Raw genomic sequence first — 16,466 nt, 5'->3', positions numbered from 1 at the left:
CTTACTCATTCATGTAATGGCTAATAAAATTTTGAAATCTTTTTTAAATGAAAAGTTCGGCTGCTTTGCAGTGCTGATTTTCATTAGTTTTTGTGCTGCTGCTCAGAACAATTTAACACTTTGGTATAATAAGCCTGCCGAAAAATGGACGGATGCACTGCCTTTGGGAAATGGTAGCTTAGGTGCAATGGTTTTTGGCGGAGTTGCGTCTGACCATATTCAGTTTAATGAAGAAACATTATGGACTGGAAAACCACGCAACTACAATAAACAAGGTGCATCAGCATATTTGCCACAAATCAGAAAGTTGCTTTCAGAAGGTAAACAAAAAGAAGCCGAAAACCTTGCGCAGGCTGAGTTTATGGGTTTACAAAGTGAAACCGGAGACAGGGCTAAATGGGTGAAAGATATACAGGCCGGAAAAGGGATCACAGGAAATCCGGCATTGGAAAAATTCGATGATAAAACCTGGAAAACCATAAAAATGCCATCATACGAAGGCTGGGAAGCCGTTGGACTCGCGAACTTTGACGGTGCAGTTTGGCTAAGAACAACTTTTAATGTACCCGAAAACTGGTTAGGCAAAGATTTAATATTGGATTTAAACCGAATCCGCGACCAGGACTTTACCTATATCAACGGTACACTGGTAGGTAATACAGATAATGCAGAACCAAGAAAGTATGTTATTCCTGCCAGGTTAATTAAAGCCGGCCAGAATAGTATAGCCATTCAGGTTTTAAATTATTACGATAAAGGTGGTCTTGCTGGTTATAAAGACACTTCAAAACCTATTGGTATTTACCCTCAAGGTGCTGATGTATCAAAAGGTATTTCGCTTGTTAAGTTATGGAAATATAAAATTCAGGATGATAATCCACCCGCAGTGCCGCAGTATCAGGCAAGTTATCAGCCATTTGGCGATTTAATGTTGAACTTTAAATCGGTAAAGGGGAAAATTACCAATTATAAACGTTCTCTTGATTTAAGGACAGCAATTTCAAAAACTACCTATACACTGAATGGGGTAAACTTTGAAAGAGAATATTTTATCAGTGAACCCAACCAGGCACTCTTTATTCATTTAAAAACTGCTAAGCGTGGTAGTTTAAATTTAGATGCGATATTATCAAGTGTCCATCAGAAATTTGATGTGAAAACTTTAAGTGCTCACGCCATTGCCTTATACGTTCAGGTTAAAGATGGTGCTTTAAAAGGAGAGAGCTGGTTAAGTGTAAAAACTAAAAATGGTTCGGTTCAGGTAGTAAACAACAAAATTATCGTTAATGCAGCTGATGAAGTAACATTTTGTCTCACTGCGGCAACGAACTTTTTAAATGCCGCTAATGTTTCAGGTAATCCAAAAGCTAAAAATTCAGCTCGTCAGCTGGCCATAAAGGGATTATCTTATGAAACAATAAAAGCCAGACACATCAAAGAATATCAAAGCTACTTCAATACTTTCGACGTAAATTTTGGTCATTCAGAAAATGAAAAACTTCCAACAGATGAAAGACTAGAAAAATTTGCAAATGCAAACGATGCCGCTTTTGCAGGGCTTTATATGCAATATGGCAGGTATTTGTTAATCTCAAGCTCCAGGCCCGGAACCCAGCCTGCAAATCTTCAGGGCATTTGGAACGATTTGTTAACCCCGCCTTGGGGAAGTAAATATACTACCAATATCAATCTGGAAATGAATTACTGGCCGGCAGAAATTCTTAACCTTTCAGCCTTAAATAATCCACTGTTTAAAAAGATTGAAGGTTTATCGGTTACCGGTAAGGAAACTGCAAAAGCTTACTATAACGCAAGGGGATGGGTTTTACACCATAATACTGATTTATGGAACGGAACAGCCCCGATTAATGCATCGAATCATGGTATCTGGGTTACCGGCGGGGCCTGGTTAAGTCAGCATTTGTGGGAACATTACCTCTACACAAAGGATAAAAAGTTTCTGGAAACCGAGGCCTATCCCTTAATGAAAGAAGCTGCATTGTTTTTTGAGGATTTTCTGGTGAAAGACCCGAAAACCGGGTGGCTGATCAGCACACCATCCAATTCGCCAGAAAATGGTGGTTTAGTTGCCGGGCCAACTATGGATCATCAAATCATCAGAACACTCTTTAGAAATTGTGTTGAAGCTGCAAAAGTTTTAGCCAAAGATGATGCTTTTGCTGAATCGTTAAAAGAAAAGATAAAGGAAATTGCACCAAATCAAATCGGGAAGTTCGGTCAGTTACAGGAATGGCTGGAAGATAAGGATGATACGACCAATAAGCATAGGCATGTGTCGCATTTATGGGGTGTTTTTCCTGGCGATGACATCACCTGGGATAGCAATAAAAAAGTAATGGAAGCTGCTAGGCAATCGTTGTTATACCGGGGCGATGATGCTACAGGCTGGAGCCTGGCCTGGAAGATTAATTTCTGGGCGAGATTTAAAGATGGCGATCATGCCATGAAGCTCATTAAAATGTTAATAAAACCTGCCGGAAATGGCTCAGGATCGTATGTTAACTTGTTTGATGCACACCCTCCATTTCAGATTGATGGAAATTTTGGTGGTGCTGCAGGAATAGCTGAGATGATCGTTCAAAGTCATGAAGGTTATTTGGATATATTACCTGCATTGCCAACAGCATTACCTTTCGGCGAAATTAAAGGTTTATGTGTGAGAGGTGCTTATGAGCTGGATGTAAACTGGAATGACGGAAAGTTAACTGGCTTAAAAGTTAAATCGAAAGCAGGCGGTTTGTGCAGAATTGTATATAAAAATCAAAAAATTAACCTTGATACAAAAGCTGGCGGAACTTATAATTTGAACAGTGACTTGAAGTTGTTATGATGATAAATGAAAAGTTCACCCGTTTGAAAGTTAAAGTTCTATGCTTTCTACTCATCAGCTCCTTTATTTCCTGTAAGCTTTCGGCCCAGATCAGAAAAGATATCTCCTTAAATTCGGGCTGGCACAGTATTGCTGATGAAAAGGATATTAATGGCTACAATGGTTTTCAAAATGCTGCGTATAAAACTGCTCAATGGAAAACCGTAAATGTACCACATAACTGGGATCAGTATGAAGGCTATCAGCGAAAACTTCACGGTAACAAACATGGCTACGCCTGGTATCGGAAGACTTTTAAGAGCAATGAGGTAAAACAAGGCAAAAGATTTTTTCTGTATTTCGAAGGTGTTGGTTCTTATGCTACCGTTTGGCTTAATGGCAAAAAGGTAGGCTATCATGCTGGTGGAAGAACAACTTTTACACTTGATGTTACCGCAGAGATAAAGCTAAAGAATCAGGATAATATTTTGGCGGTAAGGGCCGATCATCCTGCCAATATTCAGGATTTGCCCTGGGTTGATGGTGGATGTTCAACTGAAAGGGGTTTTTCTGAGGGTTCTCAACCCATTGGGATTTTCAGGCCAGTACATTTAATAGTAACGAACGAGGCAAAAATACAGCCATTTGGGATACACATCTGGAATGATAACAAGATTTCTGATAGAGCAGCTGTTTTAAATATCGAAACTACCCTGAAAAATTATGGTGAAAAGACGAAATCATTAACGGTTATTACACAACTTTTAGATAGTTCAAATAGAATCGTTAAAGAACTGAGGCAGTTGGCCAATCTCACGGCCGGGGCAGAAGTTACAAAATCACAAAAAACAGATGAGTTACGAAACCCCAGGTTGTGGTCTTTGGAAAATCCCTATCTCTACACCTTAAAAACAACGATTATTGAAAGTGGAAAAGTGGTTGATGAAGTAAAAACGCCTTACGGAATCCGATGGGTAAGCTGGCCAATAGGCGATAACGTTAATCAGAAACAATTTTTACTAAACGGAAAACCCGTCTTTATAAATGGAATAGCTGAATATGAACACCTGCTAGGCCAAAGCCATGCTTTTTCAAATGAACAGATTTATTCGCGGGTACGACAAATTAAAGCTGCAGGTTTTAATGCTTTTCGCGATGCCCATCAACCTCATAATCTTTTGTATAATAGCTACTGGGATAAGTTAGGCGTATTATGCTGGACACAAATGGCAGCGCATATCTGGTACGATACACCTGAATTTAGAAATAATTTTAAGGCACTTTTAACTGATTGGGTAAAGGAGCGGAGGAATAGCCCGGCGGTTGTTTTATGGGGACTTGAAAACGAAAGTACTTTACCCGAAGATTTTGCGAGAGAATGTACAGCCTTAATCAGAAAATTAGATCCTACAGCGTCCTCGCAAAGAAAAGTTACCACATGTAATGGCGGTAAGGGAACTGATTGGGACGTGCCGCAAAACTGGACAGGTACTTATGGCGGAAATCCTTTAACTTATGGAGACGATCTGGAACGACAAGTTTTAGTTGGAGAGTATGGCGCCTGGAGAACTTTAGATTTACATCATTTAAATGCTGGAGAAAAAGGCTACACAGAGAACGCAATGACTGATTTAATGGAAACGAAAGTTCGTCTGGCCGATGTGGTTAAGGATAAAACTGCCGGACACTTTTTCTGGCTATACAGTTCTCATGATAATCCAGGCCGTGTTCAGGGAGGTGAAGGATTAAGGGACCTGGACCGCATTGGGCCGGTAAATTATAAAGGCATGTTTACGCCCTGGGAAGAACCTACTGATGTTTATTATATGTTCAGGGCAAATTATGCACCCAAACAAACGGAACCAATGGCCTATATTGTTTCGCACACCTGGCCAAATCGCTGGTCTAAACCTGGCATAAAAGATAGTATAGTCGTCTATTCTAATTGTGATGAAGTGGAATTGTTTAATGATGTTGACGGCGAATCGCTGGGTAAAAAAATACGTGGAAAAACCGGGACACATTTTCAGTGGGATAAACCCGACATCAAATACAATGTGCTTTATGCAATAGGTTATGTTAACGGGCAAGCAGTAGCAAAAGATTATGTTGTTCTGAATAGTTTACCCAAGGCACCTCATTTAAACAAGCTGATTACGAATACTGTTAGTTTAAAACCGGAAAAGAATTACAATTACCTATACCGTTTAAACTGTGGTGGTGCCGAGTACAAAGATGAATATGGGAATGTCTGGTTAAAGGATCAGGAAATTGATCAATACAACTACGGCTCTTCTTCCTGGACTTCTCAATTTCCTGGGGTGCCTGCTTTTTTTGCCAGCCAGCGAAGAACTTTTTCGCCTGTTAAGGGAACAAATGATTGGAAATTGTTTCAATCTTTCAGGTATGGGCGAGATCAGTTAAGTTTTGATTTTACTATACCCGAAGATGGCGAGTATTTAGTAGAATTATATTTTATCGAACCCTGGTTAGGGATAGGTGGAGGAATAAATGCCGAAAAAATGAGGCTATTTGATGTTGCCATCAACAATCAGCTGGTTTTAAAAGATTTGGATATCTGGAAGGAAGTCGGAACCAACTCGCTCCTGAAAAAAACTGTGAGGGTTTTTGTTAAGAAAGGAAGAATGGTTGTCTCATTTCCAAATGTAAAAGTTGGTCAGGCGGTTATTTCTGCAATTGCAGTTGCCAGCTTAGACAAAAAGCTAAAGGTCGATCCAAAAAGCAATACCATTGCAAAACTTTCCGTTAAAAATGAATTTAGTCTTTCGAGCTGGTTAGACATTGGCGACCAGCAGTTTTTAGATAAGGCTATTGTATTTACTTCCTTGCCACCAAATTTATATGGTGCAGAATGGGTACAAATGCCTGCTAAACATGCCGGGTTTAATTTTACAGTTAATGAAGAAGCTGATGTTTTTATCGCCAGTGAAAACATCGATTCGACGAACCTTAAGGGTTTTGAAGACACTAAAACTTTCATTGAAAACAGCAACTTTAACAAATTCAAAGTTTACCGAAAAAGATTTATCAAGGGAAGCCGGGTTGATTTAGGTGAAAACTTTTCATTTGTAGCCTTAATTCCACCTAGTGAATTAGCGCCAGCTTACGATTTAAAAACGGTTACCACTTACAAAGCTACTGACGGTTTGTTAAATGGAAACGCAATTAAAAAGGATTTCATTGGAAAGCAAAGGATACTTTTAAACGATTCTGAAGCTGCTCTTGAATTTTCTATTGGTGTTGGTGTTGCCGATACTTATTCACTTACTTTGAAATATCATAACCCAATGGATAAGCCTTTAATTGGTAAAATCGATTTTTTAGCTGCCGATGGTACGCTCATGAAAACTGAAAAAGCAGAATTTGCGCCTACAAAAGAAGGCAAATGGAACTATTACAGTACCAGTTCCGGAACGATGATTAATGCAGGAAGCTATAAACTCAGAATAACAACTATTCAAACTAAAGGTTTATATATTGATGGGCTTGATGTTCAATAAGATAAGATGGTACAATATATAGTTAAAATCTTATATTAATAACAAAACATAGTAATGCATATTTGCTTTAACCAAATTAATAAACGAGCCAACTGATAATGAAGGGTCTACCTGTATTCGATCTTGCTGTAATCTTCATCTATCTTGTTGGAATGATATTAGTTGGCGTTTATTTTTCGCGAAAAAATAAAAATTCCGAGCAATTTACAAAAGCTTCGGGCCTCATTCCCGGATGGGCAATAGGTTTATCAATTTATGCGACATTTTTAAGCAGCAATACATTTTTAGGTGTGCCAGGAAAAGCTTTTGGTGGTAACTGGAATGCATTTGTTTTCAGTATATCGATGCCTTTAGCGGCATGGATTGCCTCGAAATACTTCGTGCCTTTTTACAGGAGTACGGGTGAAATATCGGCATACACCCACCTGGAAAAGCGCTTTGGGTCATGGGCCAGAGTTTATGCAGTTGTTTGCTTTTTGTTAACTCAGCTTGCCAGAATGGGCTCTATTTTTTTCGGAATAGCACTGAGCTTGCAGGCTTTAACGGGTTATTCAATGCAGGTAATTATGATTGTTATGGGGATCTGCATTATATTCTACACCGTTTTAGGTGGTATAGAAGCTGTTATCTGGACGGAGGTTGTGCAGGCAATTATAAAAACCTTTGGAGCTTTGTTAATTCTGTACCTGATTTTTACCAACATGCCGGGAGGTATTTCAAAAATTGTATCGATAGGCCAATCTGCAGGAAAATTTAGTCTGGGTACTTTCAAACCTGATTTTGTGGGTTCCTCATTTTGGGTGGTATTGTTGTATGGGTTTTTTATCAATCTTAACAATTTCGGGATGGATCAAAACTATATCCAGCGGTATCATACGGCATCATCTGGTAAGGCGGCATCTAAATCAATATGGCTTTGTGTTTGGTTGTATATTCCTGCTTCCTTGTTGTTTTTTATTATAGGATCTTGCCTGTATGCCTATTATGATGTTAATCCCGATTTGGTTCAGTCGGTAAAACACCAGGTCGCAATAGAGCGGTTGCCAATCCATTCATCAGCAGCTGAAATTCTGAAAGTAGAAAATAGCTTAAAACCTGCAGATTATGGCGATAAAATTATGCCCCATTTTATGGTGACTAAAATTCCCGTAGGATTAGTGGGATTAATTGTTTCAGCAATTCTTTCAGCAGCAATGAGTACCATCAGTTCAGGAATGAATGCTTCTGCAACGGTTTTTTCAGTCGATATCTATAAACGTTATATCAGACCAGGCATTACTGAGAAAGAAAATTTATCGCTTCTGCATATTGCTACCGTAGCTTTTGGGCTACTTGGAATGCTTGCCGGGATTGCCATGATTGGTGTTAAGAGCATACTTGATGTTTGGTGGGAGTTATCAGGGATTTTCGCTGCAGGTATGTTGGGACTTTTTCTATTGGGACTTGCCAGCCGACAGACAAAAAACCACGAGGCTATCATTGCTACAATGATCGGAATCCTCGTAATTATATGGATGACTTTTTCAGCATTATTGCCACCACAATTTGAAATGCTGAGAAATCCTTTGCATAAAAATATGATTATCGTTGTTGGTACACTAACCATCTTTTTAACAGGCATTGGTCTAACTAAAATTAAAAACAGGAGCTTAAAATCTTCAGATTAGGATTTTTTTTAATCCTTTCAGAATAAAAATATAATAGGAAACATATCGAATTAATAAAATGGAAAACTCACAAAAAGGGTTCATCCCGGTTATGCTCACGCCTTTTTTAGGCAATGGAAATATCGATTATACAGCGCTTACTCAACTCACGGAGATTTACCTTCAGGCGGGTTCTTCTGGCTTATTTGCCAACTGTTTATCCAGCGAAATGTTCGAATTAACGGATAAAGAGCGTATTGATGCCATTAAACATGTTATAAAAGTTGTTGATGGCGCAGTGCCCGTAGTGGCCACCGGAACATTTGGCGGTGCAATTTCCAGTCAGGCAGATTTTGTGAAAAAAGTTAGCGATACCGGCGTAGAAGCAGTTATCGCAATAACAGGTTTGCTGGCTGCAGAAAATGAATCTGATGAGGTTTTTAACGATCGTGTTTTTGAATTGTTAACCCAAACCGGCGATATTCCCATAGGCTTTTACGAGTGTCCGGTTCCATATAAACGTGTTTTAAAACCACAACAACTGAGTGAGTTTGTATCAACCGGCCGGGTAATTTACCATAAAGATACTTCACTTAATTTAGCCCAGATCAGGGAAAAGTTAAGGCTTACCAATGGGCAGAATTTTGGATTATATGATGCTTATATTGTTCATGCTGTAGAATCTTTAAAAGCTGGTTCAGCAGGCTTATCCTGTATTCAGGGGAATTATTTTCCTGAATTAATCGTTTGGTTATGTGATCATTATAACGATCCCTTTGCTGCTGAAGAAGTAAATATCGTGCAACAGTTTTTAATTGATAATATGGATGTAATGCATAATGTTTATCCAATAGTTTCGAAATACTTCCTTCAGAAGAGAGGATTGGATATCTCTACTTTTACGAGGAGAAACGTAGGTAATTTTACACCTGGTGTTATTAAAGACGTTGAAAAATTATTTAATGATTACACAGCGCTGAGACATGATTTAAATATTCAGGTTTATATCTGATAAATCGATATATTGGGAAACGCTTAAGGTCTAAATTATCACGCAATGTTTCTCATTTCAAAAAATAAAATATTAAACTATATTAATGAACACCCTGAATCGAGGGTATCACTTGCTCTTTGGCTAAAACATTTTGAATCAAAACCTGATTTAATGTTTTCTGGCGATAGAACGATAGGCCTTGGCAGTCCAAATGGTAGAGGGTCTGCAAGTACTGATAACAAATATTGTATTGAATTTGAAACGAATCATCCCGCAAAAACTCAGTTGATAACCTGGATAGGAACTATTTTTGAAGAAGAAGAAAAACGAAGAAAAGAAAATGAGGAGCGGGAAAGATATTTTCGAGATGTTCTTGGTGAAAAGTTGGAAACTAAAACGGTTGTTCTAACAGGAAAGGTAAATGTTATAAAAAAAATAAAACCTGACAATTCAACTCCAACCTACAGCTCTGAATTAAGTGATAAAATAACAAGTTTTAATTTCGATATAAAACCATCGGAATTAATCGATTTCGAATCGTTCGAAGAATATGAATTTTATTTAAATGAAGCTATTTCATTATTCGGCGCCCGGCCCGGATCTCCTGAATATCGCAGATTAATGATATTGATTTTTAAAATCGATCACTATGAGCGTAACGAGCTAATTTTTCCGGAAGCGAATCTGATTGAATCTATTAAACATAGGATGGAACTTTTTCAAATGGACGCATCTTCTTTTAGGGATATTTTAGGCGAAAATGACTTTACAAATTTCTTAGAAGGCAATTTTAAACTTAAGGCCTATACGCGTAATCGCGTATTAACACGGCTTGGTTTGGGTTTATTGATTCAAAAAAGAAAAAAGAACTAATTCAGATACTTTCGTTTATAATCAAGTGGTGTCATTCCCGTTACTTTTTTAAAATGACGGTAAAAATTCGATACGTTATTAAAACCGCAATCAAAACAAATTACTTCTGTAGGCAATTTGTTCTCAATCAGGAACCGGCATGCATGGCTAACCCTTATTTCAATCAGAAAATCGTAATAGGTTTTTTTAGTCATTAGCTTAAAATACCGGCAAAATGAAGTTACACTCAGGTTGCTCAGATTAGCAACTTCTTCAAGTTTAATATCTTTTTTGTAATTGCTTAATGTATAGGTGCAAATTTTATTAATGCGTAAAGTCTCCGATTCGTTGGATTGATAAAATGTATTTTTGCTCGTAACAATGGTTTCGTATTCATCTGTTTCGGCAAGTGTTTTTAAAATCGAAAGCAGGATAATTACCCTATCGAGGTTTGTGGCATCTACAGCTTCCCTCATTAAATCAATCAGTTTTTCTTTTGCATCGCCCTTTATAATCATACCGCTTTTAGCCTTCTCAAATAATTTAGGAATCAGGTAGGCTTCAGGTAAATTAATCAGATATTTACCCAGGCAGTCGGGTAAAAAGTGAACAACCATGGCCTCGGTATTCAAATCCGGATTGCCCTGAAAATATTCATCCTTGCAACGCCAGGTGTGGGGGAGGTTTTCGCCAAGCAGAATCAGTTCATCAGGCACAAAATTACTGATATTGTCACCAATAAAACGTACACCTTCACCTTTGATCACATAGTGTAATTCTAGCTCAGGATGGTAATGCCAGATGTTGCCAAAATCTGGTTTAATATCATGACGTATGCTAAAAGAACTTTGAAGTGTAACAGGAACTTTGTGAAAATGAGGTTTCATTAATTTGTAGGGATATTTGGTTAAATCCAGCAATATAATGTTTTGCACATCATAAGCTTTAAGAATTAAAGTTAGCTTATAATGTGATAATATCCTACATAAATTTGCTAAAAAGTATTAGTAAATAACAATTCTGATTGTAGAGTTTTGTATATAACCATCAAGGTGATAACCAAAATATAACCCGGCAAATTATTTTAATATGAATAATTTGTTTATGAATGAATTATGAGGCCTGAAAAACAGAACGAAATTTTATTGGTTTCAAGCGGAGATTTAAGGCTTTCCGCTAATCAGAATTGCTGGGCTGCACAGCTTGAAATGGAGGTTAAATTAACAGCTGCAATTGAAAAATTTGGCTGTAAAGTTAAGCGGGCACATGCTTATGATTCAACAAAAAAGCATGGTTTTATCGATTCGCAAAGAATGGGAATGGATATCTTTCGCAATATCGATCCAAAACTACCCCTAATCGTTGCCGAAAGCGTATGGCAATACTCACATCATGTTTTTGCAGGGTTAACAACACATCAGGGGCCAATTTTAACTGTAGCGAACTGGAGCGGACAATGGCCCGGACTGGTTGGTATGCTTAATCTTAATGGCTGTTTAACTAAAGCGGGTGTAAAATACAGTACTTTATGGAGTGAGGATTTTACCGACGAATTTTTTACCACCGGACTTCAGGAATGGTTAACTACATCAAAAATCAGTCACAGTCAAAGCCATGTTAATAGCTATAGTTTATCTAAAATCCCATTGGCTGATGAAAATAAAGGAAGAACTTTTGCCAGAACATTAAAAGAACGCAAAGTGATTATGGGTGTTTTTGATGAAGGTTGCATGGGTATGTATAATGCAATTATTCCTGATGAACTCTTGCATCAAACAGGTTTTTTCAAAGAAAGACTAAGCCAGTCGGCTTTATATGCCGAAATGCTCGATGTAACCGATAATGAAGCAGAGGCGGTTTTAAGCTGGCTGCTGAATAAGGGAATGACTTTTAACTGGGGTACTGATGAAACTACAGAATTAACAAAAGCACAAACCTTGCAGCAATGTAAAATGTACATCGCTGCTTTGCGTATTGCAGATAATTTTAGCTGCGATACTATTGGTATCCAATACCAGCAAGGCTTAAAAGATTTAACTGTAGCCAGCGATTTGGTTGAAGGTTTATTAAATAATGAAAATCGTCCACCTGCTTTCTCAAAAACAGGTAAAGAATTATATGCAAACCAGGCGCTACCACATTTTAACGAAGTGGATGAGTGCGCCGGACTAGACGCTATGCTCACCTATCATTTATGGAAGGAACTTGGAATGACCGGCGAAAATACTTTACATGATATCCGTTGGGGAGAACATTATAAAGGAGGCGAAATTGATGATTTTGTGTGGCTTTTCCTGATTTCAGGTGCTGCACCGGCAGCTCATTTTATAGGGGGCTATGAAGGTGCAAGTAGCGACAGGCAGCCACCGATGTATTTTCGCCTCGGTGGAGGTACATTAAAAGGTATAAGTAAACCCGGTTTTATTGTCTGGAGTCGGGTTTATATAGCAGACAACGAATTACATTGCGATTTAGGGGTTGGCGAAGTTGTAGCTTTACCGGAAGAAGAAACAAACAGGCGTTGGAAAAGCACTACCCCGGAATGGCCAATTATGCATGCAGTTTTAAAGGGAGTAAGCCGGAACCAGTTGATGGCGAGGCATAAGGCAAATCACATTCACGTAGTTTACACTAATTACGAGGCAAGTGCACACGAAGCCTGCAGAATAAAAGCAGCTGCTTTAGATGAATTGGGCTTAAAAGTTCATTTTTGTGGCGATGTACATTTAATTAAGTAAAATAATAAAATTTAAAATATATAAATGATGAAAGTACCAGTTCTTGTTTTGTTTTTAATGCTCTCAGGTATTTCCGAGGTTTTTGCACAGCAAAATGCAGTTTCGGAGGAAGATAAAGCTAAGTATGTGAAAATTATAACCGAACGTGCCGATAAAATTGTGGCAGTGATTGGTTTAACCGATGCGGCTAAAACCGAAAAGGTTAGAAATATAATCAGGGATCAGTACAGTAATCTGAATGATATTTACACTGTTCGCGATGCTAATCTGAAAGCTATTAAAGAAAAGAATAAAGACGATAAAGCAGTTAGGGATACCGCCATCGCAAAAGAAAACCGCAATACGGAAATGGCTTTGGCAAAGCTCCATAAAAAATACATTGGCAAACTTTCTGCGCAATTAACTACTGAGCAGATTGAAGGGGTAAAAAACGGAATGACCTATAATGTTTTACCATTAACTTATAAGGCCTATCAGGAAGAAATACTAACACTTACCGATGCGCAGAAAGCGCAAATTCTGGTGTGGCTAACTGAGGCCAGGGAACATGCAATTGATGCTGAATCATCAGATAAAAAACATGCCTGGTTCGGTAAATACAAAGGGCGTATCAATAACTATTTGTCAGCTGCTGGCTATGATTTGAAGAAGGAAGGGATAGAATGGGAGAAGCGGCGAAAGGCGAAAGCTGAAACCAATAACTAATCAGAAAATACAGTAACTAACCAAATAAACTATTATGAAGATTAAAATTTTGAGCAGGGCCTCATGGGCACTGCTATGGCTACTCTTTGCCTCAACAGTCGCTTTTGCACAGCAAAAACAGATCAGGGGTAAAGTAGTAGACAAAAAAGACGGGCAACCCATCCCAGGGGTTAGCGTTGGTATAAGAGGTAAAACCAACAATGTGAGCACAAATGACAAGGGGGAATTTGCCCTTTATGCCGATCCAAATGCCGATGAACTTGTATTTTCATACGTTGGTTATGTCAGGCAGGTGGTGGCTCTACAAGGAAAGCTTACCATTCAGATAGACCTTGCAGAAGATTCACGAAGTCTGGATAATGATGCTGTTGTGGTAGTAGGGTATGGTGTTAAAAAGAGGTCCGAAATTTTAGGGTCTGTTGCAAACATAAAGGCAGAAGAGATACAGGATATTCCTGCTCCAAACATAGCAGGTGCATTGCGGAATAAAATTCAGGGGGTTGGCGTCAATACTGTTTCGGGTAAACCTGGCTCATCCATCACCTTAAATATCCGGAATTCTACCGCATCAGAACAATCGCAGCTATACGGTGTAACCTCGGAGCCTCTTTATGTTATCGATGGTATCACGGTGTCGAGAGATGAATTCGATAACATCGACGTTTCTATGGTTGAGGATATCTCCTTTCTAAAAGATGCATCTGCTGCCATATATGGTGCATCGGGAGCAAAAGGTGTAGTGTTGGTTACTACCAAAAGAGGAAAGACTGGTAAGCCAAAAATCAGTTACACAGGCTATTTGGGTGTTCAGGATAATACCAGCGATGTGAAGATGCTTAGTGCCTACGAACACGCGACACTGCTCAATGATGCTAACAAAATTAAAAATGCCGCTACTTCAACCTTATTTTCAGATGCCGATCTGGAGGTGTTGAAAAATAACCCTAATAAAAGCTGGTTTGATGAGTTATGGAAGGCCGCTACAACACAGCGGCATAATATCAATGTATCTGGAGGTTCGGAAACCATAACATTTTTTGCGGGTGGAAACTATTACAATGAAACAGGCAATTACGGCGGTATCACTTATAATAAATATGCTTTTCGTTCGGGAATGAATGCTAAAATTTTGCCTGGATTAACTGCAGACGTTACACTGAACTTTGATTTCAACAAAAAAAATAGCGATACCTATAAAAATGGTGGAGAAAATGATCAGGCGTTTTTTCAGCAACTGATTACTACACCTATGTGGGTACCTATTCAGATTGACGGTAAGCCTGTAAATTATAACAACAACACCAATCCACTAGCGGTTATCAATTCAGGCAATAATATTTTTACTAAATCACAGGGACTGAATATCAATGCCGCTATCAATTATAGCCCAACATTTATTAAAGGTTTAACAGCTAGTGTACGCTTTGGAAAAAATAACAGGGGAGGCAATAGTGGTCAATATGTTCCGCCGTATACTGTTTACAATTTTAAAATGACCGGACAGAATGGGTTACTTTATACAAACGAGTTACTTAATTCTACTACAGCGGTAGGTGTGGCGAATACTTTATTGCTTAAAGGCACCACTACCGAATCGAGTTATCAGGCTATTGGTTCCTTAAACTACAGCCGTACTTTTGGAAAACATTCTGTATCGGCCATGGCAGCTTTCGATCAATCGGAGGGAAATAGTGAATCATTAACCGTTTACTGGAGAAATCAGGTACTTCCCAACATTGATCAGTATTGGGGCTTTGACCAATCTACGTTTACCATGCAGGAAAATACGTTTGGCGAATCTGTTCAGCGTTCCTATATAAGCCGTTTTAACTATGATTATGATAAAAAATATCTTTTAGAAGCCATTGCACGCTGGGATGCTTCATCGAATTTTGCACCTGGTAACCGATGGGGCTTGTTTCCGAGTATTGGTTTAGGATGGGTAATCAGTCAGGAAAATTTCTTTAAAGATAATGTCAGATTTGTTAGTAATTTAAAGGTAAGGGCAAATTACGGATTAGTTGGTGAAAGCCGTGTTGATGCACGGTTGTGGCAATCGCGTTACAAAGTTGATCCTAATGGCTATTCTTATAATGAAACGCTATATGGAGGCCTGAATCCATCAATTTTACCTAATCCGGATATTACCTGGGAAAAAGCCAGGACGATGAACCTTGGTTTAGATGCTTCATTATTCAACAACAGGTTAAATATTACCTACGAATTTTATCATCGCTATTCATACGATATGTTTGATAAAGGAAATAATGAAAATTTCCCAATGTACGCAGGATTTGAAGCGCCTATTGTAAACTATCAGCAAAGAACAGCCTGGGGACATGAAATTTCATTAGGTTACAAAACTAAAATCGGTAAAGATTGGGGTATTTCAACCGATGTGATGTTTGGTTTTGGTAATAGCCGTATCGACCGGATGTTCTATAATCAGTTCCAGTTATGGGATATCACTTATCCTGACTTGAAATATCAGTTTGGCACTAATCCCAATGTTTACAACTCATCTAACTTTGGGTTGATTTCGAAAGGTATGCTGCGCACACAGGCTGAGGTTGATGAATTCTTAAATAAAAATCCAACTTATACGATCAATGGTCAGGTTCCACAGGTGGGCTGGTTGTATTATGAAGATATCAATGGCGACGGTAAGATCACTGAAAAAGATCAGACCCTGATGTTCAAGAAAACGAATGGTTTTGGCTTTGGATTTAATGTAGGGCTAACATACAAATCGTTTGTACTGAACACAAACTTCGTTACCAGGTTTGGTGGTAAAGTTTTCTTTGATGCGAAGTCGAAAGCTCCTGCAAGTACTACAGTAAATGTGCCTGCTTACTGGAGAGACCACTGGACACCTGAAAATACGAATGCCGAATTTCCAAGGTATGATGATCCTTCTATTGCAGCGGGATGGAACTCAACCTTCTGGGCACGTAGCGGCACGATGATTCGAATCAATAACATGACGCTTGCTTACAGATTACCGAAAATGCTGCTTAGCAAGCTTGGACTGAGCGATTCGAGGTTGGTGCTGGCCGGAAATAATTTATGGACAATTATTAATCCGCTGGATTATAAAGATCCTTATTCCTCAACAATATACGATTATCCAACACTCAGGACTATTTCTGTTGGATTGAATGTAAGCCTGTAATCTTTTAT

At 38.5% G+C, this 16,466-nt stretch carries 9 protein-coding genes; 8 read left to right on the top strand and 1 reads right to left on the bottom strand.

What is annotated here, in order from left to right; all coding sequences use genetic code 11:
- The first annotated feature begins 16 nt into the window (after positions 1–16).
- The 5 genes from R2R71_RS03795 to R2R71_RS03775 all read left to right on the top strand — a co-directional run bounded on the left by R2R71_RS03795 (position 17) and on the right by R2R71_RS03775 (position 9,864).
- Positions 17–2,851, top strand: coding sequence for a glycosyl hydrolase family 95 catalytic domain-containing protein (locus R2R71_RS03795; RefSeq protein ID WP_316829916.1), 2,835 nt, complete (start codon positions 17–19; stop codon positions 2,849–2,851).
- Between the two features lie 23 nt (positions 2,852–2,874).
- Positions 2,875–6,351, top strand: a complete 3,477-nt coding sequence (locus R2R71_RS03790) for a malectin domain-containing carbohydrate-binding protein (protein WP_316829915.1) — start codon at positions 2,875–2,877, stop codon at positions 6,349–6,351.
- Positions 6,352–6,449: 98 nt separating this feature from the next.
- The gene (locus R2R71_RS03785) at positions 6,450–8,018 is read left to right on the top strand and encodes a sodium:solute symporter (protein WP_316829914.1); all 1,569 of its coding nucleotides are present in this window, start codon (positions 6,450–6,452) and stop codon (positions 8,016–8,018) included.
- 58 nt (positions 8,019–8,076) lie between these two features.
- Complete coding sequence (locus tag R2R71_RS03780) at positions 8,077–9,009, top strand: dihydrodipicolinate synthase family protein (RefSeq protein ID WP_316829913.1); 933 nt, start codon at positions 8,077–8,079, stop codon at positions 9,007–9,009.
- 153 nt (positions 9,010–9,162) lie between these two features.
- Positions 9,163–9,864 carry a hypothetical protein gene (locus R2R71_RS03775; protein ID WP_316829912.1) on the top strand — a complete coding sequence of 234 codons (702 nt, stop codon included), beginning with the start codon at positions 9,163–9,165 and terminating at the stop codon, positions 9,862–9,864.
- Here R2R71_RS03775 and R2R71_RS03770 read toward each other — a convergent pair.
- Positions 9,861–10,730 carry an AraC family transcriptional regulator gene (locus R2R71_RS03770; protein ID WP_316829911.1) on the bottom strand — a complete coding sequence of 290 codons (870 nt, stop codon included), beginning with the start codon at positions 10,728–10,730 and terminating at the stop codon, positions 9,861–9,863. The genes R2R71_RS03775 and R2R71_RS03770 overlap by 4 nt on opposite strands.
- A gap of 228 nt (positions 10,731–10,958) precedes the next feature.
- Here R2R71_RS03770 and R2R71_RS03765 point away from each other — a divergent pair, with 228 nt between their 5' ends.
- The 3 genes from R2R71_RS03765 to R2R71_RS03755 are packed head-to-tail and all read left to right on the top strand — an operon-like array spanning position 10,959 to position 16,458.
- Positions 10,959–12,581, top strand: a complete 1,623-nt coding sequence (locus R2R71_RS03765) for a fucose isomerase (protein WP_316829910.1) — start codon at positions 10,959–10,961, stop codon at positions 12,579–12,581.
- A gap of 24 nt (positions 12,582–12,605) precedes the next feature.
- Positions 12,606–13,286 (top strand): DUF3826 domain-containing protein, encoded by a 681-nt coding sequence (locus R2R71_RS03760; protein WP_316829909.1) that lies wholly within the window; start codon positions 12,606–12,608, stop codon positions 13,284–13,286.
- Positions 13,287–13,320: 34 nt separating this feature from the next.
- Entirely contained in the window at positions 13,321–16,458 is a 3,138-nt protein-coding gene (locus tag R2R71_RS03755; RefSeq protein ID WP_316829908.1) for a TonB-dependent receptor, read from the top strand.
- Positions 16,459–16,466 lie beyond the last annotated feature (8 nt).

The sequence above is a fragment of the Pedobacter aquatilis genome (genome assembly GCF_032678405.1).
GTDB lineage: Bacteria > Bacteroidota > Bacteroidia > Sphingobacteriales > Sphingobacteriaceae > Pedobacter > Pedobacter aquatilis_A.
This window is presented reverse-complemented; position numbering and strand designations above follow the sequence as displayed.

What these genes read in the sequence shown, in the direction of transcription:
- R2R71_RS03795 (WP_316829916.1), top strand. Translation starts at nt 17, where the DNA reads ATGGCTAATAAAATTTTGAAATCTTTTTTAAATGAAAAGTTCGGCTGC.
- R2R71_RS03785 (WP_316829914.1), top strand. Translation starts at nt 6,450, where the DNA reads ATGAAGGGTCTACCTGTATTCGATCTTGCTGTAATCTTCATCTATCTT.
- R2R71_RS03780 (WP_316829913.1), top strand. Translation starts at nt 8,077, where the DNA reads ATGGAAAACTCACAAAAAGGGTTCATCCCGGTTATGCTCACGCCTTTT.
- R2R71_RS03775 (WP_316829912.1), top strand. Translation starts at nt 9,163, where the DNA reads ATGTTTTCTGGCGATAGAACGATAGGCCTTGGCAGTCCAAATGGTAGA.
- R2R71_RS03770 (WP_316829911.1), bottom strand. Translation starts at nt 10,730, where the DNA reads ATGAAACCTCATTTTCACAAAGTTCCTGTTACACTTCAAAGTTCTTTT.
- R2R71_RS03765 (WP_316829910.1), top strand. Translation starts at nt 10,959, where the DNA reads ATGAGGCCTGAAAAACAGAACGAAATTTTATTGGTTTCAAGCGGAGAT.
- R2R71_RS03760 (WP_316829909.1), top strand. Translation starts at nt 12,606, where the DNA reads ATGATGAAAGTACCAGTTCTTGTTTTGTTTTTAATGCTCTCAGGTATT.
- R2R71_RS03755 (WP_316829908.1), top strand. Translation starts at nt 13,321, where the DNA reads ATGAAGATTAAAATTTTGAGCAGGGCCTCATGGGCACTGCTATGGCTA.